At 73.3% G+C, this 22538-nt stretch carries 23 protein-coding genes; 3 read left to right on the plus strand and 20 right to left on the minus strand.

Annotated features, from left to right (window positions below; all coding sequences use genetic code 11):
* Positions 1-24: 24 nt before the first annotated feature.
* The 17 genes from ABT014_RS23595 to ABT014_RS23675 all read right to left on the minus strand — a co-directional run bounded on the left by ABT014_RS23595 (position 25) and on the right by ABT014_RS23675 (position 17424).
* A complete protein-coding gene (locus ABT014_RS23595; protein WP_350641015.1) occupies positions 25-1623 on the minus strand; it encodes an Ig-like domain repeat protein in 1599 nt (532 codons plus the stop codon).
* Between the two features lie 98 nt (positions 1624-1721).
* Positions 1722-2714, minus strand: a complete 993-nt coding sequence (locus ABT014_RS23600; RefSeq protein WP_350641016.1) for a substrate-binding domain-containing protein — start codon at positions 2712-2714, stop codon at positions 1722-1724.
* 160 nt (positions 2715-2874) lie between these two features.
* Entirely contained in the window at positions 2875-5514 is a 2640-nt protein-coding gene (locus tag ABT014_RS23605; protein WP_350641017.1) for a type 2 periplasmic-binding domain-containing protein, read from the minus strand.
* The gene (locus ABT014_RS23610) at positions 5511-7175 is read right to left on the minus strand and encodes a substrate-binding domain-containing protein (RefSeq protein ID WP_350641018.1); all 1665 of its coding nucleotides are present in this window, start codon (positions 7173-7175) and stop codon (positions 5511-5513) included. The genes ABT014_RS23605 and ABT014_RS23610 overlap by 4 nt, the downstream gene beginning before the upstream one ends.
* Entirely contained in the window at positions 7172-8443 is a 1272-nt protein-coding gene (gene pstA / locus ABT014_RS23615) for a phosphate ABC transporter permease PstA (RefSeq protein ID WP_350641019.1), read from the minus strand. The genes ABT014_RS23610 and pstA overlap by 4 nt, the downstream gene beginning before the upstream one ends.
* Complete coding sequence (gene pstC / locus ABT014_RS23620; protein WP_350641020.1) at positions 8440-9447, minus strand: phosphate ABC transporter permease subunit PstC; 1008 nt, start codon at positions 9445-9447, stop codon at positions 8440-8442. The genes pstA and pstC overlap by 4 nt, the downstream gene beginning before the upstream one ends.
* Complete coding sequence (locus tag ABT014_RS23625) at positions 9444-9806, minus strand: hypothetical protein (protein WP_350641021.1); 363 nt, start codon at positions 9804-9806, stop codon at positions 9444-9446. The genes pstC and ABT014_RS23625 overlap by 4 nt, the downstream gene beginning before the upstream one ends.
* 590 nt (positions 9807-10396) lie before the next feature.
* Positions 10397-11326, minus strand: a complete 930-nt coding sequence (gene era, locus ABT014_RS23630; protein ID WP_350641022.1) for a GTPase Era — start codon at positions 11324-11326, stop codon at positions 10397-10399.
* Positions 11327-11373: 47 nt separating this feature from the next.
* On the minus strand, positions 11374-11538 hold the full coding sequence (locus ABT014_RS23635) for a hypothetical protein (RefSeq protein ID WP_350641023.1): 165 nt from the start codon (positions 11536-11538) through the stop codon (positions 11374-11376).
* 94 nt (positions 11539-11632) lie between these two features.
* The gene (locus tag ABT014_RS23640) at positions 11633-11986 is read right to left on the minus strand and encodes a cytidine deaminase-like protein (protein WP_350641025.1); all 354 of its coding nucleotides are present in this window, start codon (positions 11984-11986) and stop codon (positions 11633-11635) included.
* A 98-nt stretch (positions 11987-12084) separates the two neighbouring features.
* Positions 12085-12621, minus strand: a complete 537-nt coding sequence (locus ABT014_RS23645) for a DUF4383 domain-containing protein (protein ID WP_350641026.1) — start codon at positions 12619-12621, stop codon at positions 12085-12087.
* 13 nt (positions 12622-12634) lie between these two features.
* Entirely contained in the window at positions 12635-12871 is a 237-nt protein-coding gene (locus tag ABT014_RS23650; protein ID WP_350641027.1) for a hypothetical protein, read from the minus strand.
* 150 nt (positions 12872-13021) lie between these two features.
* Positions 13022-14350: a hemolysin family protein gene (locus ABT014_RS23655; RefSeq protein ID WP_350641028.1), complete on the minus strand. Its 1329-nt coding sequence runs from the start codon at positions 14348-14350 to the stop codon at positions 13022-13024.
* Positions 14351-14363: 13 nt separating this feature from the next.
* On the minus strand, positions 14364-14858 hold the full coding sequence (gene ybeY / locus ABT014_RS23660; RefSeq protein WP_350641029.1) for an rRNA maturation RNase YbeY: 495 nt from the start codon (positions 14856-14858) through the stop codon (positions 14364-14366).
* Positions 14859-14872: 14 nt separating this feature from the next.
* A complete protein-coding gene (locus ABT014_RS23665; RefSeq protein WP_350641030.1) occupies positions 14873-15976 on the minus strand; it encodes a PhoH family protein in 1104 nt (367 codons plus the stop codon).
* Between the two features lie 166 nt (positions 15977-16142).
* Positions 16143-17066, minus strand: a complete 924-nt coding sequence (locus ABT014_RS23670; protein WP_350641031.1) for a ribonuclease Z — start codon at positions 17064-17066, stop codon at positions 16143-16145.
* 4 nt (positions 17067-17070) lie between these two features.
* Positions 17071-17424 (minus strand): HIT domain-containing protein, encoded by a 354-nt coding sequence (locus ABT014_RS23675; RefSeq protein ID WP_350641042.1) that lies wholly within the window; start codon positions 17422-17424, stop codon positions 17071-17073.
* A 295-nt stretch (positions 17425-17719) separates the two neighbouring features.
* Here ABT014_RS23675 and ABT014_RS23680 point away from each other — a divergent pair, with 295 nt between their 5' ends.
* A complete protein-coding gene (locus tag ABT014_RS23680) occupies positions 17720-18826 on the plus strand; it encodes a mechanosensitive ion channel family protein (RefSeq protein WP_350641032.1) in 1107 nt (368 codons plus the stop codon).
* Here the strand turns inward: ABT014_RS23680 and ABT014_RS23685 are convergent.
* Both ABT014_RS23685 and ABT014_RS23690 read right to left on the minus strand, forming a co-directional pair.
* Positions 18757-19749 carry a YihY/virulence factor BrkB family protein gene (locus ABT014_RS23685; protein ID WP_350641033.1) on the minus strand — a complete coding sequence of 331 codons (993 nt, stop codon included), beginning with the start codon at positions 19747-19749 and terminating at the stop codon, positions 18757-18759. The genes ABT014_RS23680 and ABT014_RS23685 overlap by 70 nt on opposite strands.
* Positions 19750-19858: 109 nt before the next feature.
* Positions 19859-20275, minus strand: coding sequence for an SRPBCC family protein (locus tag ABT014_RS23690; protein ID WP_350641034.1), 417 nt, complete (start codon positions 20273-20275; stop codon positions 19859-19861).
* Between the two features lie 217 nt (positions 20276-20492).
* Between ABT014_RS23690 and ABT014_RS23695 the strand changes: the two genes are divergently transcribed.
* Together ABT014_RS23695 and ABT014_RS23700 are read left to right on the plus strand one after the other, a co-directional pair.
* Positions 20493-21053, plus strand: coding sequence for a VanZ family protein (locus tag ABT014_RS23695; RefSeq protein ID WP_350641035.1), 561 nt, complete (start codon positions 20493-20495; stop codon positions 21051-21053).
* 66 nt (positions 21054-21119) lie between these two features.
* Positions 21120-21869: a DUF4230 domain-containing protein gene (locus ABT014_RS23700; RefSeq protein WP_350641036.1), complete on the plus strand. Its 750-nt coding sequence runs from the start codon at positions 21120-21122 to the stop codon at positions 21867-21869.
* A 93-nt stretch (positions 21870-21962) separates the two neighbouring features.
* On the opposite strand, the gene ABT014_RS23705 is transcribed toward ABT014_RS23700, so the two are convergent.
* The coding region (locus ABT014_RS23705) for a sigma-70 family RNA polymerase sigma factor (protein ID WP_350641037.1) at positions 21963-22538 on the minus strand (576 nt) is incomplete at its 5' end.

A 22538-nucleotide genomic window follows, 5' to 3' on the forward strand; every position in this document is an offset into this window, starting at 1 on the left:
CCGCCGTGTGGTGAAGGGCGGTCGTCAGATCGCGGTCAGGGTGAGCACGCCCTGGTAGGTGCCGGCCACCGTGGAGGTCGGGGCGAGCAGGGTGAGGTCGGCGCCGACCTTGGCGGTGCCGAGGCCGGTCGCGGTGGCGAGGGTGCGCGCGGACTTGAGGCCGAGCGCGCCGCCGTCGTTGATCTCGACCGCGTTGGCCGGGGCCACCGAGCCGCCGAGGGTGACCTTGAGGCCGTCGCCCTTGGAGACCAGGTTGGGGGCCCAGCCGAGGTTCTGGGCGTTGATCGAGCCCGTGCCGGAGCTGAACGGGGCGACCTGGCCGCTGACCGACCAGCCCGGGGCGCCGGCCCGGGTGTCGGTGACGGTGACGGTCTGGATCGGGCCGGCGGTGGCGAACCGGGTGGAATCGTTGTTCAACGCGAGCGGCGGCAGGGTGACGTTGCTGCCGGCCACGCTGATCACCAGGGCGCCGGGCGCGACGGTGGTGGTGATGGTCTCGGAGACCGGGGCGGGCGGGGTCGGGCCGCCGGGGTTCGGCGGGGTGACCTGCGGGGTGACGGTGAAGGGCATCGGGGTGGTGGCGGAGGCCGCGTACCGGGTGGCGTCGGCCGGGGTGAAGGCGGCGGTCAGGCTGTGGTCGCCCTCGGCCAGCGTGGTGGTGCTGAACTCGGCGAGGCCGCCGGTGACGGCCTGGGTGCCGATCACGGCGCCGTTGTCCTTGAACTCGACGGTGCCGGCCGCGGCCGGGGTGACGCTGGCGGTCAGCTTGACCTCGGCGCCCTTGGCGGCGGAGCCGGCCGGCAGGATCGCCAGCGCGGTGCTGGTGGCCGCGGCGCCGGCCGGGCTGATGGTGTAGCCGACGACCGCGGAGGTCGAGCCGAGGTAGTGGCTGTCGGTGGAGGTGAACACGGCCTTCAGGCTGTGCGCGCCCTCCGCCAGGGTGCTGGTGGTGGTCGTGGCCCGGCCGGCGGTGACCGTGGCGGGGGTGCCGACCGGGGTGGCGCCGTCGAAGAACTGCACGGTGCCGGCCGCGGCCGGGGCGACGTCGGCGGTCAGGGTGACGGCGCTGCCGGCCGTGGCGGAGCCGTTCGGGGTGACCGAGAGCGTGGTGGTGGTGGCCTGGGCGACCGGCGCGTTCGGGTCGGTGGAGGTGTAGCTGGTGGCGCTGGTGAACCAGACCGAACCGACGAAGTCGCCGAAGTAGCTGGCGCCGATCTTCGCGCGGCAGCGCAGGTGGAACTCGTACTGGCCGGTCAGCGTGGAGAAGCCGTTCTTCTGCGCGAAGCTGCGCATGGTGTCGCTGAGCGGCACGGACAGGTGGCCCTGGGCGTCCGGCGAGTAGACGCTCTGCGCCACGTTGGGCGTGACGCCGTAGCCGTCGACCGGGAAGCCCTGGCCGAAGACCAGCAGCTGGAGGTTGGTGCCGCCGGTGCAGGTGCCGGAGGAGACCACGTTCATCAGCTCGTCGTCGGCGCCGGTGGCCGGGTTGACGGTCAGGGTGCCTATGGTGGGGCTCGGGGAGTCGGCGTACGCCGAGGCGGTGCCGAGCAGGCTGATGCTGCCGGCGGCCAGGACGGTGGCGGCGCCGAGCGCGACGGCGCGCGGGATACGGGAGGTGCTCACGGTGGTGTTCGCCTTTCTGGCACTGGTCGGTGGTGCGGGATCAGGTCGAGCACGTTCGGGTGGGGCCGGCCTCTCGGCGGGCGCCCGGGTCGGCCCGGTCAGCCGGAGGTGCGGGAGGTGTCGCCGCAGTTGGGGTTGGTGCCGAAGCCGTACTGCTTGATGACGGCGCTCTGCTGGCAGACCCCGGAGGTGGCGCCGACGAAGGCGTCGCTCCACGGGCTGACGCCGACCTTGCTGGTCGGGATCACGTTGTAGACGTCGCGGACGGCCGCGGCGTTGGTGTTGAGCAGCACCGAGGGCACGCCGTTGACGTTGCCGAGCTGGGCGGTGCCGCGGATGTCGGCGAGCGTGCCGGAGCTCTGGGCGATGTACTGGGCGATCGAGAACGGCACCAGCGAGGCGGTGTCGAGCACCCGGCCGTCGTGCTCCTCGATCTTCTTGCCGCCCTTGGTGTCGGCGATGCAGCCGTAGCGGCCGGCGGCGACGTCGGCCTCGGTGATGCCGACCGTCGACTCCCAGAAGCTGCGGGTGCCGGAGCCGGCCTGCGGGAGCAGCGGGCGGATGCTGTAGTTGGGGGCGGTGCCGACGTAGCCCGGGTCGCAGGTGTAGATGGCGTGCAGGTCGGCGACGGTGAGGTCGAGCGGCACCGAGCTGCCGGCGCTGACGGCGTAGGTGACGCCGTCCACGGCGAACGGGATGTAGGTCAGGCCCGGGGTGGAGGCGGCCAGGTTGAGGCTGGAGGAGCGGGCGAAGTCCAGGCAGCCGTTGCCCTTGTTGAGCTCGTTGAGCAGGGCGGAGCGGCCGGCGCCGGAGCCGTTCGGGCGGGCCAGGCCCTGGCAGGCGGCGGCGGACTTGGTGGTGATGGTGGCCGAGCCCACGGCGTCGTAGGAGCCGAGGACCTTCTGGCCGTTCACGGTGACGGTGTTGGCCAGCGCGTTCATGACGCCCTGGGTGGTGTCCGAGCCGACACCCGCCAGCGGGCGCAGGCCGGCCGGGTCGGCCTGGGCGGTGCCGGTGCCGGCCACCAGCAGGCCGAGGCCCGCGGCGACGGTGACGCACTTGGCGAGCTGGCGCTTGGCGATGAGCTTCATCTGGTCGATTCCCTTGGTGAGAAAGCGTGTTGGTACCGGATGGAGGTGCATCCGGGCATGCCGGCAGGAGCCGGCCGGCCCGGTGGCGCAGGATCGTCGGTCGGTGGAGGTTGCGGTACGGGGAGGCGGTGGCGGAGGGCGGGCGGCCGGTGCGGTCGGTTCAGGGCCGTCGGCGGCGCAGCAGCCGGGGGACGAGGATCCCGGCGAGGCCGGCGACCAGGCCGGCGACCAGCACGCCGAGCAGCAGCAGGCGCAGGCTCCCGACCTCGGTCCGCCCGGTGCGGGCGGCGGGCGCGGCCGGGAGGGCCGGTGCCAGGGTGACGACGGTGTGAGCGGGAGCGGGCGGCGGCGGGGCGGCCGGTTCGTCCGCGGTGCCCGGTGCGGCGGCGCGCGGGACGGTGGCCGGCGGCGGGGCGGTGGCGGGCTCCTCCGGTGCCGGCTCCGGGTCCGACTCGGGCTTGCCCGCCCGGTCCTGGACGGCCTGCGCGACCGCCCTGGTCCGGGCCCGCATCGCCTCGGGCAGCGGGACGTAGCCGAACGGGAGCTGGCCGATCGCGATGCCGGGCTGCTGGCCCTCGGCCACGGCGTAGCGCAGCAGGTCGGCGTAGGCCTTGCCGTCGGTGGCGCCGATCGCCGACGGGACGGTGGCGGCGTAGGTGATGGTGGTCAGCGGGTAGGCGCCGGCGGTCCGCCCGGTCGGGTCGACCTGCGGCACGTCGGGGACGGCGGTGGGCGTGGCGGCGTTCGCCGCGGCCAGCATCGCCGCGTCGGTCGGGCCGACGAACTCGCCGGCGCCGTTGCGCAGTTTCGCGGTGGACAGGCCGTACCGGGCCGCCTGGGCGGTGGTGGTCAGGGCCAGGATCCCGCGCAGGCCCTGGGCCTGCGGGTTGGCCTTCTTGAGGCTGGCCGGGATGGTCGAGGGGTCCCATTCGGAGCGGGCCATGGTGTCGCCGCGGGCGGCCGCCCGGGCGGCCTCGGCCATGTTGTTGGCGTACGGGTGGCCGTCGAGGTTGCACCACTCCGGGCGGTCCGACTCCTTGTCGAACTGCTGGCAGTAGCCGTCGGGCTTGGGGTAGCCGGGCACCGGCAGTTCCTGCTTCGGCACGGGCGGCACGGCGGTGCTGTCCGCCAGGAAGCCGGTGTTGATCGAGTCGTGCCACCTGGCGCTGACCTCGCCGTCGACGAAGGCCTTCGCCGCCGGGTCGGCGAGCACCCACTTCCACACCGCCAGGGCCAGGTCGCCGTCCGGGGAGGGCAGCAGCAGGTCGGCGATGCCGGAGGGGAAGGACAGCGACCGGAACTGCGGGTTGAGGTCCAGGAACTCCGGGTCGCTGACCAGGTCCCTGGGGTTGCCGGCCGGGACCCGCGGATCGCCGGGGTTGACGGCGAACCGGTAGCTCTGGGTGAGCAGTTTGGCCACCAGGCGCGGGGTCAGGTTCATCTCCTGGATCCGCTGGCCGTCCCGCTTGGCGGTCTCCGGCGGGGTGAGCGAGTTGGACTGGCTCTCGATGTCGAAGGCCAGGGTCAGCCCGGAGACGGCGAGCGGGGCGTAGACCGGGGTACGGCCCTCGGCCTGGTCCCCCGGCGCCAGCGGCGCGCCCAGGTAGAGCAGCCCGGGGTTGTCCCTGGTCAGCCGGAGCCGGGCGACGTCGTCGGTCGCCTGGCCGAAGTTGAAGATCCGGCCGGCGCTGCGGCACAGCGCGGGCTGCCAGCGCCAGACCATCTCGGCGGCGAACTCCGTTCCACCGGTGGCGAGTTCGGAGCTCCCGAGCGGGCAGGACAGGCCGACCGGCTCGAACCGCAGCGGCACCACCAGCCGGTGGCTCCAGTTGGTGGCCGACAGCGGCGAGGACTGCAGCCGGGCGGACGGGTTGGTGAGCGTGCTGCCGTCCACCTCGGTCGAGCCGCGCGGCACGACCACCAGCCAGCAGCGCCGGCCCTCGGCGAACGGGCCCGGCTCCCCCTTCGGGGTGTTGCCACAGCCCAGGCCGGCGGCCTCGCTCCCGGTCTGGATCTCGAAGAAGACCTGCCCGGTGCCGTCGGCCCTGGTCGGCGCGTAGGGCACCTCGTTGGTCGACTGGAGGCTGAAGTACTGGCTGCTGCCGCCGGTCTCGGCCGGGCTCCCGTCGAACGGGCGGAACGGCGCGAAGACGTTCTGGTTCGGCCCGGTCGGCTTGATGGTCTCGGCCGGGTCGACCAGCACCCTGCCGGGGTTGAGCTGCCGGCCGGCCACGAAGTCGCCGCCCCGGTTGTCTCCCTTGGTGGCGCCGTACTGGCACTGCTCGCGGTCCGGGCCGGTGTCGGCGTCGCCCCAGCACTGCATGATGCTCAGGTAGTTCTGGCCGAAGATCATCGGACTGGGCGTGGTCGGCCGGCCCCCGGTCCAGGTCACCGCGACCACCTGGTTGACCAGGTGGGTGGTCTGGGCGACCGTCACCTGGAGGCCGGCGAACTCGCCGGTGCCGGCGACCGTGACGGCGCTGGGCCCGGCGGCCGGGTCGGCGGCGGCCGCCGTGGTCGGGGCCGGGGTCGACCCCGCGGTCAGGGCCCGGCGCTGCGCCGGGCTCCCGGCCGGGGCCGGGACGGTGCCGGCGGCCACGCCGGGTGCCGGGTCGATGCCGACGGGCGCGCCCAGCGGGTCCACCTCGATCCGCGGCGTGGCGCCGGCGGCCGCCGCGACCCTGGCCGGCGCCCTGCCCGGGTCGGCCGACAGCGCCGCCCCGGCCGCGGTGGCCAGCACGAGGGTGAGGACGGCGGCGTTGCGCACCGCCCGGCGGGCCGGGCCCGGTCGGCGGCTCACCGCTGCTCCCCCTCGGCGCTGCCGGCCGTCCGGGCGCGCCGGGCCGCGCGGCCCGCGGCCACCGGGGGCAGCACGATGACGGCGCCCAGCAGCAGGGCCGCGATCACCATCACGGTGTGCCGCAGCCCGTTGCCCGAGGCGTTGGACAGGGCGACGGCGTCGGCGGCGTACTGCTGGCCGCCCCCGCCGGCCCCGGCACCGCCGTCCGTGCCGCCGGTCAGCGCGGGATCCCCGCCCGCGCCCGCTTGGCCGTCCACCCCGCCGGCCGTACCGGCGCCGCCGTCGGACCCGGCGGGGGCCGTCCCCCCGGTCCCGCCGCCGGTGGCCGCGGTGCCGGTGCTCCCGGCGGTCTTGGTGCCGCCCTTGCTGGCCGCCGTGCTCGCCTTGTTGCCGCCGGTCCCGGTGGTGCACTGGGTGGCCGAGCCGAGCTTGTCGCAGTCCTGCGGCTTGGCGGCGCCGTCCGCGTACGGGTTGGCGCCGCCGGCCCCGAAGGTCGGGTTGTTGCACTTCGCGGCGTCGAACCCGCGCTGCTCGCTGCCCGGGATCCTGGCGAGCTGCTGGAAGCCGGACCTGACCAGGTCGGGGGTGAGCGGCGAGTACCCGAGCTTGTCCGCCTTCTGCTGCCCCTCGCACAGGAAGTAGTAGCCGAACGCGGCGAGCGTGTGGCCCTTCTCCGGGCTGAAGTCACCGATCGCGCTGGTGTGCACGGCCATGTAGCTGTAGCTGGAGAGCGGGTACGCGGTGGTCTCCGGCGCGTCGTAGACGCCGTCCAGCTGCTGGGTCAGGTCGGTGGGGTTGATCTGCACGTGCTTGAGCGCGACCGAGACGTTCCGGCCGTCGGGCTCGATGTAGTAGCCGGCCGCGTTCAGCAGCTTGACCACCGGGAAGCGGGCGTTGAGCGCGTACGAGTACTCGACGTAGGTGATCGTGCCGTCGTTGCGGTCGTTGGCGACGGTCTTCGCGACGCCGTCCGAACTGCCGAGCGCCGGCCAGTTGTTGCCGCTGACCTGCGGATAGAAGGAGGTCATCCCGCACGGGCCGCCGCGGCTGGTCCGGGTGCAGTAGTCGTCCCAGATCTGCTGGTAGCGCTTGGTGAACCAGGTGGTGAGCTGGGCGGTGGTGCCCGAGCCGTCCGAGCGGATCACCGGGCGCACCGGCGTCTCCGGCAGCTTCAGGCTGGGGTTCTCGGCCTGCACCTGCGGGTCGTTCCACTTGGTGATCCGGCCGGTGAAGATCTTCGCCACCGTCTCGCCGGACAGCCGCAGGTTGGTGACCCGGTTGCCGCCGATCTTGAGGTTGTACATGAACGAGGTGCCGCCGGCCACGATCGGCAGGTAGGCCATCGGCCACGGCGGCGCGGCGTCCACCTGGCCGTTGTCGGTCAGGCCGTACGGGATCTCGGTGACCGCGAAGTCGGTGCTGCCGTTCTTGAACTGGCTGCGGCCGAAGGAGGATCCGCCGGGGTTGAAGTCGATCGTCATGCCGTACTGCTTGACGTTGCTGATCCAGTCGTCCACGGCGTTGAAGCTCCAGGTGGAGCCGGCGCCGCCGATCCGGCGGTAGTCCTCGGCGGCGGCGCGCGGGGCGCCGAGCAGGATCGAGGAGCCGGTCAGGCCGAGGACGGTGAGCAGGATCAGGGTGCGGGCGAGCGCGCGGCTCAACACGGGGACCCTCCGGGCGGGTTGGTTCGGTTCTGGTTCTGGTTCTGGTTCTGGTTCTCGTCAAAGGTGGTGGGGCCTGTGCTGGTGGGCTCGGGCCGCCGCATCCGGCGGAGGTCCTCCAGCGAGCGGGTCGCCCGGCGGTCCTGCTGGCGCCTGGTCAGTTCGCCGGGACCGCGGCCGCCGACCGTGCGGGCCAGCAGGAAGAGCAGCAGCACCAGGCCGAGCAGCACCGCCGCGGCGCCGAAGGCGCGTGCCGCGTGCAGCTGGGAGGGGAACTTCACCAGGGTGAAGGCCATCAGCGGCAGCGAGGCCTGCGGGCTGCCGAACGGGTCCAGGTTGAGGATCTTGGTGTAGCCGGAGCAGAGCAGCACCGGCGAGGTCTCGCCGATCCCGCGGGCCGCCGCCAGGATCACGGCGGTGGCGAGCCCGGAGCGGGCGCTCGGCAGGGTGACCGTCCACACCGTGCGCCAGCGGCCGGCGCCGAGCGCGTAGGAGGCCTCCTTGAGCGAGGCGGGCACCAGCCGGAGTACCACGTCGGCGGCCCGGATCAGGATCGGGAGCATCATCACCGACAGCGCCACCCCGGCCGCGAGGCCCGACTTGCTCCGCCCCAGGCCGATCACCACCACCGCGTAGATGAACAGGCCGGCCAGGATCGAGGGCAGCGCCGTCATCGCCTCGACCAGGGTGCGCACCAGCCGGCTGAACCGGCCGGGCACCTCGCCCAGGAAGACCGCGCAGCTCAGGCCGAGCGGGATGGTGATGGTCAGGGCGATCAGGATCTGGGTGAGGGTGCCGACGATCGCGTGCAGGGCGCCGCCGTGGTCCAGCGGGTCGGCGGGGCCGGCGGCGGAGAGGTCCTCGGTGAAGAAGTTCAGGTGGGCGAGGGCGCTGCGCCCCTGCCAGAACACGTACAGCACGATCCAGACCAGGACGGCCAGCAGCAGCACGGCGATGCTGTGCACCACCACCGAGGCGAGCCGGTCCCGGACCGCCATCGCGCCCTCCTCGCGGGAGACCAGCGCGTACAGCCCGAGGAAGCTCAGCCAGACGCACAGCACGAAACCGATGGCTCCGCTCAGCGGGGCGATCCGCTGGAACACCAGCGTGGTGAGGGCCAGGGCGCCGGCAGCGCTGCCCCACAGCGCCCAGTGGTCGGCGGCCCGGCGGCCGCCGGTGCGGCGGCGCGGCGGTTCGGCCGGCGGCGCGACCGGGCGCGCCACGACGGTGGTGGCGGGGGCGGCGACGGCAGGCGTGGTGGTGGTCATGAGCTGGCTCCCGAACGGCTGCGGGCCACCACCGCGGCCGCGGCGAAGTTGACGACCAGGGTGAGCAGGAAGAGGGTGAGGCCTGCCGCCATCAGGGCGGAGATGGCGAACGGCGAGGAGTCGCCGTAGCGCAGCGCGATCATCGGCGCGACGGCGCTGCCGCCGGTCTGCAGGATCTGCAGCTTGATCTCGAACTGCATGGAGAGGATCAGGTACACCGAGATGGTCTCGCCGAGCGCCCGGCCGAGCCCCAGCATGGTGCCGCCGATGATGCCGCCGCGGCCGAACGGCAGGACCACCGAGCGGATCATGCCCCAGCGGGTGGAGCCGAGCGCGTAGGCGCCCTCCCGCTCGCCGGGCGGAGCCTGGTCGAACACCTCGCGCATGATGGAGCACATGATCGGCGTGATCATGAAGGCCACCACGATCCCGGCCATCAGGCTGGAGGCGGTGTAGACCACCGGCGGGTTGAGCGGGTCGTCGACGTCGACGCCGACCATCCGGAACGGCGGGAACCAGCCGAACCAGGTGGCCAGCCACCGGGCCGCACCGGCGAGTTCGTACTGCAGCAGGACGAAGCCCCACAGGCCGTACACCACGCTGGGCACCGCGGCCATCAGGTCCACCAGGCCGACCAGCAACCGCTTGATCCGGCGCGGCGCGTACTCGCTGATGTACAGGGCGCTGCCCAGGGCCAGCGGCACCGCCAGGACCACCGCGATGCCGCCGATCAGGACGGTGCCGGTGAGCACCGCGGCGATGCCGAACTGGCCGCGGCCACCGTCCGGGTTCCAGTCCTCGGTGGTCAGGAACGACCAGCCGGCGGTGCTCAGCGCGTCCGAGGCGCGGACCGCGAGGTAGCCGCCGACCGCCAGCATCACCAGCAGGACGAGCGCGCCGCTGCCGCGGGCCCAGGCCAGGAAGATCCGGTCGGCCGGCCCGGGGTTGGCGGTGAGCGGGCGGGCCCGGTCGGCGGGGCCGGTCACCGGTGTCGGGTCGTTCACACCAGGCTCCCGCGCAGCGCGGCCGGCGCCGTCCGGGCCGGCAGGCTCAGCGGCCGGGCGGGCGCACCGGCGCCGGCCACACCGGCCAGGAACAGCCCGAGGTTGTACTGGCACTCCCGCTGCCGGCGGAACGCCCGGGTCGAACAGGCCACCGGGACGGACTCGAACTCCAGGCGCCAGCGCCACAGTTGACCGTGCTCGACGGTGCCGATCACGGCCCGGTGCCGGTCCACCCGCTGCTGCATCCGGCCGATCGCGGCCAGGCAGCCGGCGGCGTCCGGGAAGGTCTCCTCGCTCTGGCCGAGGTGCCGGTTGTTCGCCCCGAGCAGGCGCCAGACCACAGCCTGACCGGCGCGCACCCCCAGGGGGTGCACGGGTCTGCTGACAAGGAGGAATCTCGGCTGTCCCATGCCCGGTGTCGCCTTCCGACGCGCTCAGTGGCCGGAAGAGACCGTCTCGATCCTGAGGAGATGAACGGATGCCGAGGCATGAACGCCGGACACGGAAACCGTGAACGGGCGGCGCGCGACTCCTCCACAAGTTGCGCACCGCCCGTACGAATATGACGATACCTCAGCTCCCCCGAACCGCCCGTCGGACGACCGTCGGTGGGCGACCGGCAGCGCCGCGCGAAGCATGGGAGGTGTACCCCCCGCGTCGCCCGACCGCCTCGTCCAGGGGCATCCCGAAACAGCCCGCGGGCGCCCGCCCCGCCCGACCGCCATCGGCCCGGCCCGCACCCCGACCCGCCCCGAACTTTGCCGTTCCTTGGTCACATTCGGGGCAGGGGCACAGGATCCAACTCCCGCCCAAGGGCGGCTGGTAGCGGGGTGGGAACAGCATCGCGTGACTGGGAACGGCGACGGCCCGCAGGGCACCGCGGGTGGGGTCCCGGGTGGCCCGGCGGGCCGTCGTGGGGTGGTCGGCGCGGTGGGCCGGCCGGTGGGCGCTAGAAGCCGAGCTTGCGCAGCTGCTTCGGGTCGCGCTGCCAGTCCTTGGCGACCTTGACGTGCAGGTCGAGGTAGACCGGCGTGCCGAGCAGCGCCTCGATGTGCTTGCGGGCGGTGGTGCCGACGTGCTTCAGCCGGGCACCCTTGGCGCCGATCACGATCGCCTTCTGGCTCTGCCGCTCGATGTAGACGTTGGCGTGGATGTCCAGCAGGGGCCGGTCGGCGGGGCGCCCCTCGCGCGGGATCATCTCTTCGACCACCACGGCCAGCGAGTGCGGCAGCTCGTCCCGGACGCCCTCCAGGGCGGCCTCCCGGATCAGCTCGGCGACCATGATCTGCTCGGGCTCGTCGGTCAGGTCACCGTCCGGGTAGAGCGGCGGGCCGGCCGGCAGCAGCTTGGTGAGCAGCTCGCCCACCAGCTCCACCTGCTGGTCGCCGACGGCGGAGACCGGGATGATCTCGGCCCACTCGATGCCCAGCTCGATGCCGAGCTGGTGGATCGCGATCAGCTGCTCGGCCAGCTTCTTGGAGTCGACCAGGTCGGTCTTGGTGACGATGGCGACCTTGGGGGTCTTGCGGACCTCGGCGAGCTCCTTGGCGATGAACTTGTCGCCGGGGCCGAGCTTCTGGTCGGCAGGCAGGCAGAAGCCGATCACGTCGACCTCGGCCCAGGTCGAGCGGACCAGGTCGTTGAGCCGCTCGCCGAGCAGGGTGCGGGGCTTGTGCAGGCCGGGCGTGTCCACCAGGACCAGCTGGGAGTCCGGGCGGTGCACGATGCCGCGCACGGTGTGGCGGGTGGTCTGCGGGCGGTCGGAGGTGATCGCGACCTTCGTCCCGACCAGCGCGTTGGTCAGGGTCGACTTGCCCGCGTTGGGACGGCCGACGAAGCACGCGAACCCGGAGCGGTACGGGGATGAAGGGGCACTCATGCCGACCATTCTCCCTGATCACCAGGGTCCGGACGGACCGGACCGGTTCAGCCGGCCTTCTTGCCGCCCGAGGACGAGGTCAGCGCCCCGATCAGGACCAGCAGCAACAGCACCAACGAGCCGATCAGCCAGTACGGCGAACCGGTCTCCCGCCAGCGGCCGAGCCCCATCAGGGTCAGCAGCAGACCGGCGAAGAACGCCAGTACTCCCATGGTCCCCTCCCCGGACAGCCCGTGGTCAGACTATCGGTCCGCACGGCCCGGGTGCCCAGGGCGGGGCACCCGGATCCGGGCGGTCGAGCCTCGTTCAGCGGGCCTCGGCGCGCACCCGCAGCGTCCCGTCCGGGCCGGCCAGCAGGACCGGGGTGCCGGCGCCGCCCAGGTCCCGGACGGCCGCCAGATCGGCCTCGGCCGGCTGCTCGGCGCCGCTCACCACGGCAGCCGCCTCCAGGCCCTTGGCACCGCTGGCCACCGCCATCGCGACGGCGGTCTGCAGGGCGGTCAGCCGCAGCGACTCCAGCGCCACGGTGCCGGCCACGTAGGTGCGGCCGGTCTCGTCGCGCACGGCCGCGCCCTCCGCCACGCCGTTGCGGGCACGGGCGGAGCGGGCCAGCGTGATGATCTTCTTGTCCTCGGGGTCCAGCGCGGTCAGCTCACTCATGAGGCCTGAGCATAGGCGGCGGCCCGCCGCCGGGCCTCGGGCGTCCACGGACGCGTCCGAGGGCCGGACGGCGGGCTGTTGGAGTCAGGACCGGTGGATCAGTGGCCGGTGGGGCGGGGGTCACCGGGCCGCAGCACCTTCACCAGGGTCTGCGGGCCGTTCGGCAGCGCCTCGGGGCCGCCGTGGCGCTTCTTCCAGTAGGGGTTGTCGTGCGGCAGGTGGCTGCTGACCCGGCCGTACATCCCGAAGGTGACCACCACCAGGCCGAACACGAAGCTGAAGATCACGTTGGGGATCCGGAAGGCCAGCCGGTTGGCGCTGCTGTCGAGCACCATCAGGCCGACGAAGCCGGCGAGCACGAAGAGCACGCCCATGATCATGTTGACGTTCGAGGCGACGTTGCCGCCGATCACGGCGCCGACGATCAGGATCACGCCGGCCACCACCGAGAGCACGCTGAGCGTGCCGTTGCTGGAGAGGCCGATGACCTCCTTGCCCTGGGTGTCGAGGAAACTCGGATGGTCGAGCAGCCCGAGGATGCCGAAGACCAGCAGGAAGACCCCGCCGAGGCCGCCGCCGATCCGGTAGACGGTGGCGAGCTTGTGGTCGACGGGAAGTTCGTCTTGCAGTTTCACGGGGACCTCCAGTTCACGGGGACCTCCAGTCGGCGCCGAGGAACGGCACCTCGTGCAGGTACAGGGACCCGCACTGCTGGCAACCCCGCAGCCCGGTGCCCCACTCCGATTCCGGCCTGGTCTCGGCGCCCTCGGCGATCGGGGCGCCGCACATGGCCTCGGCCTGTTCTCCGGTCCGGACGACGTGCCACTTGACGACGGCACCGGACGGACCCTCCGGGCCGTACTCCGCACGCAACAGATGTGCCATGACTTCATGGTCGGGACGGGCCGACGGGCTGGTCAAACGCACCGTGCGTTCGCACCAGGACACAACGGCCCGCGGGGTCGCACCCCGCGGGCCGTCCTGTCCAGGTCGCAGCCGCGTCCTGGTCGCAGCCAGGTCGCAGCCACGTCGCGGCTACGGGGCCTCGTCCTCGCCGTCCGTCTCCTCGGCCCGGCGGACCGGGCTGGCCACCACCGTGCCGATCCGGTTGCGCCGGCCGGCCGAGCTCTCGGCGGTGAGCCGGATCGCGGTCAGGTCGGTCGCGGACTCGTCCGGCACCGGGATCTCGCAGGAGGAGCCGGGGATCGGCACCCTTCCCAGCCGCTTGCCGAGCAGGCCGCCGACGGTCTCCACGTCCTCGTCCTCCAGCTCGATCCCGAACAGCTCGCCCAGGTCCTCGACCAGCAGCCGCGCGGTGATCCGGTACGAGCCGTCCCCGAGGTCCTCGACCGGCGCGATCTCCCGGTCGTACTCGTCGGTGATCTCACCGACGATCTCCTCCAGGATGTCCTCGATGGTGACCAGGCCGGCGGTGCCGCCGTACTCGTCGATCACGATCGCCACGTGCGAGCGCATCTGCTGCATCTCGCGCAGCAGGTCCGCCGCCGGCTTGGAGTCGGGGACGAAGACCGCCGGGCGCAGCACCGAGCCGACCAGCTCGGCCTCGGACTCCCGGTTGATGTGGGTGCGCCGGACCAGGTCCTTGAGGTAGACGATGCCCACCACGTCGTCCTCGTTCTCGCCGACCACCGGGATCCGGGAGAAGCCCGAGCGCAGCGCCAGGGTCAGCGCCTGCCGGACGGTCTTGTGCCGCTCGATCATCACCAGGTCGGTCCGCGGCACCATGACCTCACGGACGATGGTGTCGCCCAGCTCGAAGACCGAGTGCACCATCCGGCGCTCCTCGTCCTCGATCAGGTCGTCCTGCTCGGCCAGGTCGACCAGGGCGCGCAGCTCCGCCTCGGAGGCGAACGGGCCCTCCCGGTACCCCTTGCCCGGGGTCAGCGCGTTGCCGAGCAGGATCAGCAGCTTGGAGATCGGGCCGAGGAACCGGGCCAGCGGCAGCAGCACGAAGGACGCGGCCGTGGCCGTGGTCAGCGGGTGCTGGCGGCCGATCGTGCGGGGCGAGACGCCGACCGCGACGAAGGACACCAGCACCATCACGCCGAACGCCAGCAGCACGGCCTGCCAGGTGCGCTCCAGCGAGCGCACGCAGACCACCGTGACCAGGACCGCCGCCGCCATCTCGGCGGCGACCCGGATCAGGGTGGCCAGGTTCAGGTAGCGGATGGTGTCGGAGGTCAGCACCAGCAGCCGGTCCGAGCCGCGCCGGCCGGCCCGGTGGGCCTCCTCGGCGCGGAACCGGGAGATCCGCGAGATCCCCGCCTCGGCGCAGGCGGCCAGCCAGCCGAGCACCACCAGCAGCAGAGCTCCGATCAGGAAGCTCGTACTCTCACCGCTCACAGACGGCCGGCCCTCAGTGGACGGTCGGCGCCGGGGAGAGCCCCGACAGTCCGCGCCCGGCCCGCCAGCCGTCCAGGATCCGCTTCTGGAGCGCGAACATCTCGCGCTCCTCCTCGGGCTCCTCGTGGTCGTAGCCCAGGACGTGCAGCACCCCGTGGACGGTGAGCAGCTGGAGCTCCTCGTCCATGGAGTGCTTGGTGGGGGCGGCCAGGCCCTGCTCCTTGGCGACCTCGGGGCAGAGCACGATGTCGCCGAGCAGGCCCTCGGGGAGGTCCTCGCCCTCCTTGCCGGGACGCAGCTCGTCCATCGGGAAGGACATCACGTCGGTGGGGCCCGGCAGGTCCATCCACTGCACGTGCAGCTCGGCCATGGCCTCGCTGTCGTAGAGGATGACGGAGAGCTCGGACTGCGGGTGGATCCGCATCTTGTCGAGGGCGTAGCGGGCGACGTCGAGGATGGCTTCCTCGTCGGCGTCCCACCCGGACTCGTTGGCGATGTCGATCGACATGGAGGGTTCGGTACTCAGCTTTCGGCGTGGTGGGACTGCCGGGGCGCACGCGCGCCCCGACGCTGGACGGGTTTGGTGCGGCCGGTGCCGGCCTCGTCGGCCTCCTGGAGGGCGTCCCAGCGCTCGTAGGCGTCCACGATCCGCCCGACCAGCTTGTGCCGGACCACGTCGGTGCTGGTCAGCACCGAGAAGTGGATGTCCGGCACGTCGGCGAGGATCTCCTGGACGACCTTCAGACCGCTGCGGGTGCCGCCGGGGAGGTCGATCTGGCTGGTGTCACCGGTGACCACCACCCGGGAGTTGAAGCCCAGGCGGGTGAGGAACATCTTCATCTGCTCGGGCGAGGTGTTCTGGGCCTCGTCCAGGATGATGAAGGCGTCGTTGAGGGTGCGGCCGCGCATGTACGCGAGCGGGGCGACCTCGATGGTGCCGGCCGCCATCAGGCGCGGGATGGAGTCCGGGTCCATCATGTCGTGCAGCGCGTCGTACAGCGGGCGCAGGTACGGGTCGATCTTCTCGTACAGCGTGCCGGGCAGGAAGCCCAGCCGCTCGCCCGCCTCGACGGCCGGCCGGGTCAGGATGATCCGGTTGACCTCCTTGGCCTGGAGGGCCTGGACGGCCTTGGCCATCGCCAGGTAGGTCTTGCCGGTGCCGGCCGGGCCGAGGCCGAAGACGATGGTGTGCTTGTCGATCGCCTCGACGTAGCGCTGCTGGTTGAGCGTCTTGGGGCGGATGGTGCGGCCCCGGTTGGAGAGGATGCTCGCCGTGAAGACCTCGGACGGGGCCGGGTGGGCCGGGTCCTCGGCGGCCTTCCGGAGCATGGCGATGGAACGCTCCACGGCGTCCTCCGTCAGGGGTTGGCCGGTGCGCAGCACCAGCATCATCTCGGTGAAGAGCTGCTCGACCAGCTTGATCTCGGCCTGGTCGCCGGTCGCGGTGACCTCGTTGCCGCGGACGTGGATGTCGGCGTCGGGGAAGCCGCTCTCGATCACCCGCAGGAGCGAGTCGGCCGCCCCCAGGAGGGTGACCATCGGGTGCTTCTCCGGAATGACGATCCGGGTGCTGGCCGCGTCGGGGCGCTGGTGACCGTTGGTTCGGGTCTGCGGTGTGTCACTCATGGGTCGGCGCTGAGGCCTGCTCATCCCATCTGTCGTGTCGTGGTGCCGCGCGGGCTCTCCGGGTCACCAGGGTACGCCGCGCCGATGTTCGCTGCGGCGGTGCGGCACCCCGGGCGGCGCATCCGATGCTGGACCGGGCGGGCGCCGGAGGCGAATGGTTTTTCGGTCATCTCCGCGGCGGGACCGGCACCCGGGCCAGGTCCTCGGCCACCACCAGCTCGCCGTCGAAGTGGCGGCGGGCCTCGTCGAGATGGCCGTCGAGGTCCGGGTAGCGCTGCGAGAAGTGGGTGAGCACCAGGGTCCGCACGCCGGCCTCGGCGGCGACCCGGGCGGCCTGGGCGGCGGTCAGGTGGCCGTGCTCCTCGGCCAGCCGGGCGTCGGCGTCCAGGAAGGTCGCCTCGATCACCAGCAGATCGGCGCCCTCGGCGAGTTCCGTCACCCCGGGGCAGAGCCGGGTGTCCATCACGAACGCGAAGCGCTGGCCCGGGCGGGCCTCGCTGACCTCGTCCAGGGTGACCGTGCGGCCGTCGTCCAGGGTGACGGAGCCCTGCTGCTGGAGCCGGCCGACCAGCGGGCCGCCGCGCAGCCCGGCCGCGGCCAGCCGCTCGGGCACGATCCGGCGCCCGTCCGGCTCGGTGAGCCGGTAGCCGAAGGAGTCGACCGGGTGCGAGAGCCGGACCGCGGCCAGCTCGAACGGGGCGCCGGGGGCCGGCAGCGGGCCGGGTCCGGCGATCGGGCGCGGGCGCAGCTCGGCGCTCTCGTGGTAGGCGGTGGCGTACCGCAGCCGGTCGAAGAACGCCTGGCCGGTGGCCGGGTAGTAGGCGTCCACCGGGTGCGGCACCCGGTCCAGGTTGATCCGCTGGATCACCCCGGCGAGGCCGAGCGAGTGGTCGCCGTGGAAGTGGGTGACGGCGATCCGGGTGATCCCGGTGGCCGACACCCCGGCGTGCAGCATCTGCCGCTGGGTGCCCTCGCCGGGGTCGAACAGCAGGCCCTCGCCGTCCCAGCGCAGCAGGTAGCCGTTGTGGTTGCGGTGCCGGGTGGGCACCTGGCTGGCGGTGCCGAGGACGACGAGTTCGCGCTGTGACACCGGATCAGACCAGGCCCTCGCGGAGCGGCTCGCCGCCGAGCACGTGGACGTGGGCGTGGAAGACGGTCTGACCGGCGCCGGCACCCGTGTTGAAGATCAGCCGGTAGTCGGCGATGCCCTCGGCGGCGGCCACCTCGCCCGCCTCCGTCAGCAGCTCGGCGGCGACGGCCGGTTCGGCGGCGGCCAGCGCGGCGGCGTTCGGGTAGTGCACCCGCGGGATCACCAGGACGTGGGTGGGCGCCTGCGGGTTGATGTCGCGGAAGGCGATGGTGTCCTTGGTCTCGCGGACCACGGTGGCCGGGATCCCGCCCGCCACGATCGTGCAGAACAGGCAGTCGGACTGGGGCTCGCCGGCCATCTCGGTCTCCTCGCGCTGATCGTTCGTCACCGGGTGGTGACGGTGTCGGCGGCAGCCTAGCCGAGCGGGCGGGCCGGGCAGCCGGCCGGCCGGGCGCCCGCGACGGGCGGGCCTGCGGTCGGGCCGCTGGTCGGGCCGGCGGCGGCGGATCGGCGGCCCGCGGTGTTTGAACGGACCTCAGGGGGCAGGCGACCTGCCGGCGCCGCCCCGTCCCGGCGGCGCCCGCTGTCGAGGCCCCGCGCCGCTCCCGGGGCCTCGACGCACGCCCGGACAGATCGTTGGAGGAGGAACCCGCATGCCGATATGGACCGTCGTCCGACCGCTGCTGGTGGTCGCCGGGGTGGTGGCCGCCGTACTCGCCGTGGACCGGCTGCTGGTGCTGGCGGTCGGCCGGCTGGCCGCCGGACGGCCGGGGGCCCGGCGGTGGGAGATGCTGCGGCACTGCCGGATCCCGGCCCTGGTCACGGCGCTGACCGCACTGCTGCTGGCTGGCGAGCCCGGGATGGGCCTGCCCTCCGGGATCGGGCCGCCGCTGCGGCACGGCCTGCTGCTCGCCCTGCTGGTCAGCGCGGGCTGGCTGACCGCGCGGACGGTCTCGCTGTTCATCGAGTCGGCGCTGACCCGGTACGCCTCCGGGCGGCGGCGCGACCCGGGGCGGGTGCGCCGGGCGCGGACCCAGGCGGAGCTGGTCGGGCGGATCTGCGACGCCGGGATCGCGGTGCTCACGCTGGCCGCGGCGCTGATGACCTTCCCCGCGGTGCGCGCGGTCGGTGCCAGCCTGCTGGCCTCTGCTGGGCTGCTCGGTCTGGTGGTGGGCGTGGCGGCGCAGTCCTCGCTGGCCAACCTGTTCGCCGGGATCCAGCTGGCCTTCGGCGACATGGTGCGGATCGGCGACGTGGTCGTGGTGGCCGGCGAGTGGGGCACGGTCGAGGAGATCACCCTGACCGCCGTGGTGATCGCCACCTGGGACCAGCGGCGGATCGTGATGCCGGTCTCCTACTTCGCCGGCAAGCCGTTCGAGAACTGGTCGCGCCGCGACCCGGGCATCACCGGCACCGTGCTGCTGCACCTGGACCACCGCACGCCGGTGGACGAGCTGCGGGCGGAGTTCGAGAAGCTGCTCGCGGGCGACGAACGCTGGGACGGCACCGGCCGGGCGCTCCAGGTGGTCGACACCACCCCGAGCACCATCGTGGTCCGGGCGCTGATGACGGCCGCGGACGCCGACCGCGCGTTCGAGCTGCGCTGCGCGGTCCGGGAGCACCTGGTGGCGTTCCTGCGGGACCGTCACCCGGCCGCGCTGCCCCGGGTGACGGTGGCGGCCGCGGCGCCTCAGCCGCGCTCGGCGGAGCCCGGCAGCGCGGGGCGGGGCGTTGCGGAGCGGGAGGACGCCGAGCGGTAGGACCCGGCCGGCGCGGCCTTGTCGAGCGGCCCCGGGCCGGTGCCCCGTACCGTGCGGGCGGCGCGGGCCCGGGCCAGCTCGGCGTCGAAGCCCAGGCCCAGCAGCACGGCCAGATTGGTCAGCCAGAGCCAGACCAGGAAGACCACGATCCCGGCCAGTGCCCCGTACATCCGGTTGTAGCTGCCGCCGACGTACGTGGCGTACAGCGCGAAGCCGCCCGAGGCGGCCAGCCAGAGCGCCACCGCCAGCACGCTGCCCGCGGAGATCCACCGGAAGCCGCGGGAGCGGACGCTGGGGGCCGCCCAGTACAGCACCGTGATCATCAGGGTCACCAGCAGCACCAGGCCCGGCCACTTGGCGACCGACCACAGCCGCAGGCCCCAGTCACCGACGCCGAGAGCACGGCCGGCCTGCCCGGCGATCGGGCCGGTGCACACCACGATCACCGCGCCGGCGGCCAGCAGCAGCACCAGGAACGCGGTCAGCGCCAGCCGTACCGGGGCGAGCCGCCACAGCGGCCGGCCCTCCCGGACGCCGTGCACGGCGTTGGCCGAGCGGATGAAGGCGCCGACGTAGCCGGAGGCCGACCAGAGCGCGCCGAGCGCCCCGAGGACCGCGAACACCCCGCCGGTGCCGCCGCTGCGGCCCACCTGGCCGACCCCGTCGCGGAGCACCTCGCCGGCCGGGCCGGGGGCGAGTGCGCGCAGGCCCGAGAGGATCTGCCCGGTCGGGGCCGGTCCGGCCAGCCCGAGCAGCCCGGTGAGCAGCAGCAGGCCGGGGAAGAGCGCCAGCACGCCGTAGTAGGTGAGGGCAGCCGCCCGGTCGAACAGCTCGTCGCCGAGGAGTTCGCGCGCGGTACGGCGCAGGGCGGCCCACCGGGCGCGGGCGGGGAGCCGGGTGGTCGGGCGGGGGTCGGCCGGCATGGGGGCTCCTCGGTCGGGGCGCGGTCGGCGGGGTGCTGCGGGTGGCGGGCGGTGGGCGGTGGGGAGGCGGTCGGCAGGGAGGCAGGCGGGCCGGGAGTGGCCCCGGGGCTCAGCCGACGGCTTCGACGTGCTGCTTGAAGTCTCGCAGGCAGCGGTGCACCTGATGGGCGACGAAGCCGAGCCGGTCGCCGATCACGTCCACCACGCCGTGCGGGGTGTGGTCGAGCTGCAGCATCACCCTGGTCCGGTCCGCGTCCAGGGCGTGGAAGGTGACCACGCCGGACTGCTCGGCGCCGCCGACCGAGCGCCAGGCGATCCGCTCGCCCGGGGTGCGTTCGGTGATCTCGGCGTCGAACTCCCGCTGGATCCCGTCCACCTTGGCCACCCAGTGCACGGCGTCGGCGGAGATCGGCTCGACCCGCTCGACACCGCTCATGAACTCCGGGAAGGCGGTCCACTCGGACCAGCTCCGGTAGGCCGATCCGACCGGCACCGCCACCTCGATGGACTCCTCGATCTGGGACATCGCTCCTCCTTCGCGCACCAGCTGGGTCGGGGCTCGTCTGCCCGCGCCACGGGCGGCCACGCAGCGCTCCGGACGAATCGTCCACGATGCATCAACTCGGCTTGAAGTCGCCCCAGTTGACTGGCACGCTGCCGCTCCGGACCGGCTTGTCCCGGCCCGCCCGGGGTACGCGAGGACCACCGCACCGGGCGGCACGCAGCGAGGGGAGAGCAGGACCATGACACGAGCCACGAAGGTACTGGCCGAACCGGCGGGACCGGCACCGGCGGGAGTGGCACCGGTGGCCGCGGAGCCGGCACCGCGGCCACCCTTCCTGCGCCGCTCCGGCTGGGCCCCCGCCCTGGTCCGGGCGATGGTGCTGCTGGTCGCCCTGGCCGCCACGGTGGCCTTCGCCGTCGCGCTGGCCCGGGTCACCCTCGTCCCCTCGCCCGCCTCCCGCGACCTGGTGCACGCCAACCTGCGGCCGGGCGCCTCGCTGCGCGCCTACCTGGACCAGCCCGCGGTCCGTGCGGCGGCCCAGCAGGTGGGCGGCAACCTGCTGCTGGGCATGCCGTTCGGCCTGCTGTTCCCGGTCCTCTTCCGCCGGGTCCGCGGCCCGCTCGCCGTGACCGCGCTGACCGCCCTGGTGATGGTGACGGTGGAGACCGCCCAGGCCGCACTGGTGACCGGCCGGGCCTTCGACGTGGACGACGTGATCCTCAACACCACCGGCGCGCTGCTGGTCTGCCTGCTGGTCGGCCGCCGCCTCGGGCGCGCCCTGCACGGCCGCCGCGACTGAACCGATTCCCGCCAGTTCCCCACCCCACGGGGCCAGTTCCCCACCTCACGAGAGAAGACGACAGCGATGGCACTCCTCAGACGCGGCCGGACCACCGGGGCCGGGCCCGACACCGCCGGCACCGCGGAGCCGGACGACTCGCCCAAGCCCGCCGCCGAGCGCCCGGACCGCCCCGCCCGCCGGCGCACCCCCTGGTACATCGGCCTGCCGGTGACCCTGGCCGTGATCGCCGCGGTCTTCCTGGCCGGGGCCCACCTCGGCCTGTTCCCCTCGATACCGAACCCGTTCGAGCGCCGCACGGTGGACCGCAGCCAGCCGGTGCTGCTGCGCTCGATCCAGGACATGAAGCGGTTCACCGGCGCCCAGGGCAACTTCCAGGTCATCGTCGACCTGGACCACGAGGCGGCCTTCCTCCCCTCGGCGCTGCTCGGCAACCGCACCCTGTACGTCGCGGCCGGCACCGTGGACGCCTACGTCGACCTCAGCAGCCTCGACAAGGGCGCGGTGACCGTCTCCGCCGACCGCACCACCGCCTCCGTGGTGATCCCGCACGCCCAGCTGGCCCCCGCCGCGCTGGACGTCCGGCGCTCCTACGTCTACCTCCAGCAGCGCGGGTTCTTCGACCGGATCGGCGACTTCTTCAGCGGCAACCCCGGCAACCAGCAGCAGGTCGAGCTGCTGGCCACGCAGAAGATCGAGCAGGCCGCCAAGGACACCGAACTGACCCAGCGCTCCGAGCAGAGCACCCGCTCCATGCTGGAGGGACTGCTGCGTTCGGCCGGCTTCACCACCGTGACGGTGACCATGGCCCCCTGAGCGGGCGCCGGCACCGACGGCCGGTACGGCTGCGCGGCGCACGGCTGGGGGCGCCCACACCGCCTGGTGTGGACGCCCCCAGCCGTACCGGCGTCACTCGCCGGTCAGCAGCGCCTCGCGCAGTTCGCCCAGCACCCGCTTGAGCACCCGGGAGATGTGCATCTGGGAGTAGCCCAGCAGCTGGCCGATCTCGGCCTGGGTCAGCTCCGAGCCGAAGCGCAGCGAGAGCACCTCGCGGTCGCGCTCGGACAGCGCGGCGATCACCGGCTTCAGCGCCTCGCGACTCAGCACCAGCTCGTAGTCGCGCTCCTCGAAGGCGATCCGGTCGCCGAGGGTGGGGCCGTCGTCGGAGTCGGAACCGGAGCCGATGTCGAGGGAGCCGGCGGTCTGGGCGCGGCCGGCGACGATGCCCTCGCGGATCTCGGCCTCGTCCATCGAGAGGTGCTCGGCGAGTTCGGCGGTGGTCGGCGCGCGGTCGTGCAGCTGCTGGAGCTCGTCGGTGGCCTTGGCCAGGGTGATCCGCAGCTCCTGCAGGCGCCGGGGGACGTGCACCATCCAGCCGGTGTCCCGGAAAAAGCGCTTGATCTCGCCGGCGATGGTCGGGATGGCGAAGGTGGTGAACTCCACGCCCTGCGCCGGGTCGAACCGGTCGATCGCCTTGATCAGGCC

This window comes from Kitasatospora sp. NPDC094015 (assembly GCF_040304075.1).
Taxonomy (GTDB): Bacteria; Actinomycetota; Actinomycetes; order Streptomycetales; family Streptomycetaceae; genus Kitasatospora.

Coding starts and splice junctions, on each gene's coding strand:
- ABT014_RS23680 (WP_350641032.1), top strand. CDS start 17,720: ATGCCGATATGGACCGTCGTCCGACCGCTGCTGGTGGTCGCCGGGGTG.
- ABT014_RS23635 (WP_350641023.1), bottom strand. CDS start 11,538: ATGGGAGTACTGGCGTTCTTCGCCGGTCTGCTGCTGACCCTGATGGGG.
- ABT014_RS23665 (WP_350641030.1), bottom strand. CDS start 15,976: ATGAGTGACACACCGCAGACCCGAACCAACGGTCACCAGCGCCCCGAC.
- ABT014_RS23600 (WP_350641016.1), bottom strand. CDS start 2,714: ATGAAGCTCATCGCCAAGCGCCAGCTCGCCAAGTGCGTCACCGTCGCC.
- era (WP_350641022.1), bottom strand. CDS start 11,326: ATGAGTGCCCCTTCATCCCCGTACCGCTCCGGGTTCGCGTGCTTCGTC.
- ABT014_RS23685 (WP_350641033.1), bottom strand. CDS start 19,749: ATGCCGGCCGACCCCCGCCCGACCACCCGGCTCCCCGCCCGCGCCCGG.
- ABT014_RS23695 (WP_350641035.1), top strand. CDS start 20,493: ATGACACGAGCCACGAAGGTACTGGCCGAACCGGCGGGACCGGCACCG.
- ybeY (WP_350641029.1), bottom strand. CDS start 14,858: ATGTCGATCGACATCGCCAACGAGTCCGGGTGGGACGCCGACGAGGAA.
- ABT014_RS23700 (WP_350641036.1), top strand. CDS start 21,120: ATGGCACTCCTCAGACGCGGCCGGACCACCGGGGCCGGGCCCGACACC.
- pstA (WP_350641019.1), bottom strand. CDS start 8,443: ATGACCACCACCACGCCTGCCGTCGCCGCCCCCGCCACCACCGTCGTG.
- ABT014_RS23675 (WP_350641042.1), bottom strand. CDS start 17,424: ATGGCCGGCGAGCCCCAGTCCGACTGCCTGTTCTGCACGATCGTGGCG.
- ABT014_RS23690 (WP_350641034.1), bottom strand. CDS start 20,275: ATGTCCCAGATCGAGGAGTCCATCGAGGTGGCGGTGCCGGTCGGATCG.
- ABT014_RS23640 (WP_350641025.1), bottom strand. CDS start 11,986: ATGAGTGAGCTGACCGCGCTGGACCCCGAGGACAAGAAGATCATCACG.
- ABT014_RS23650 (WP_350641027.1), bottom strand. CDS start 12,871: ATGGCACATCTGTTGCGTGCGGAGTACGGCCCGGAGGGTCCGTCCGGT.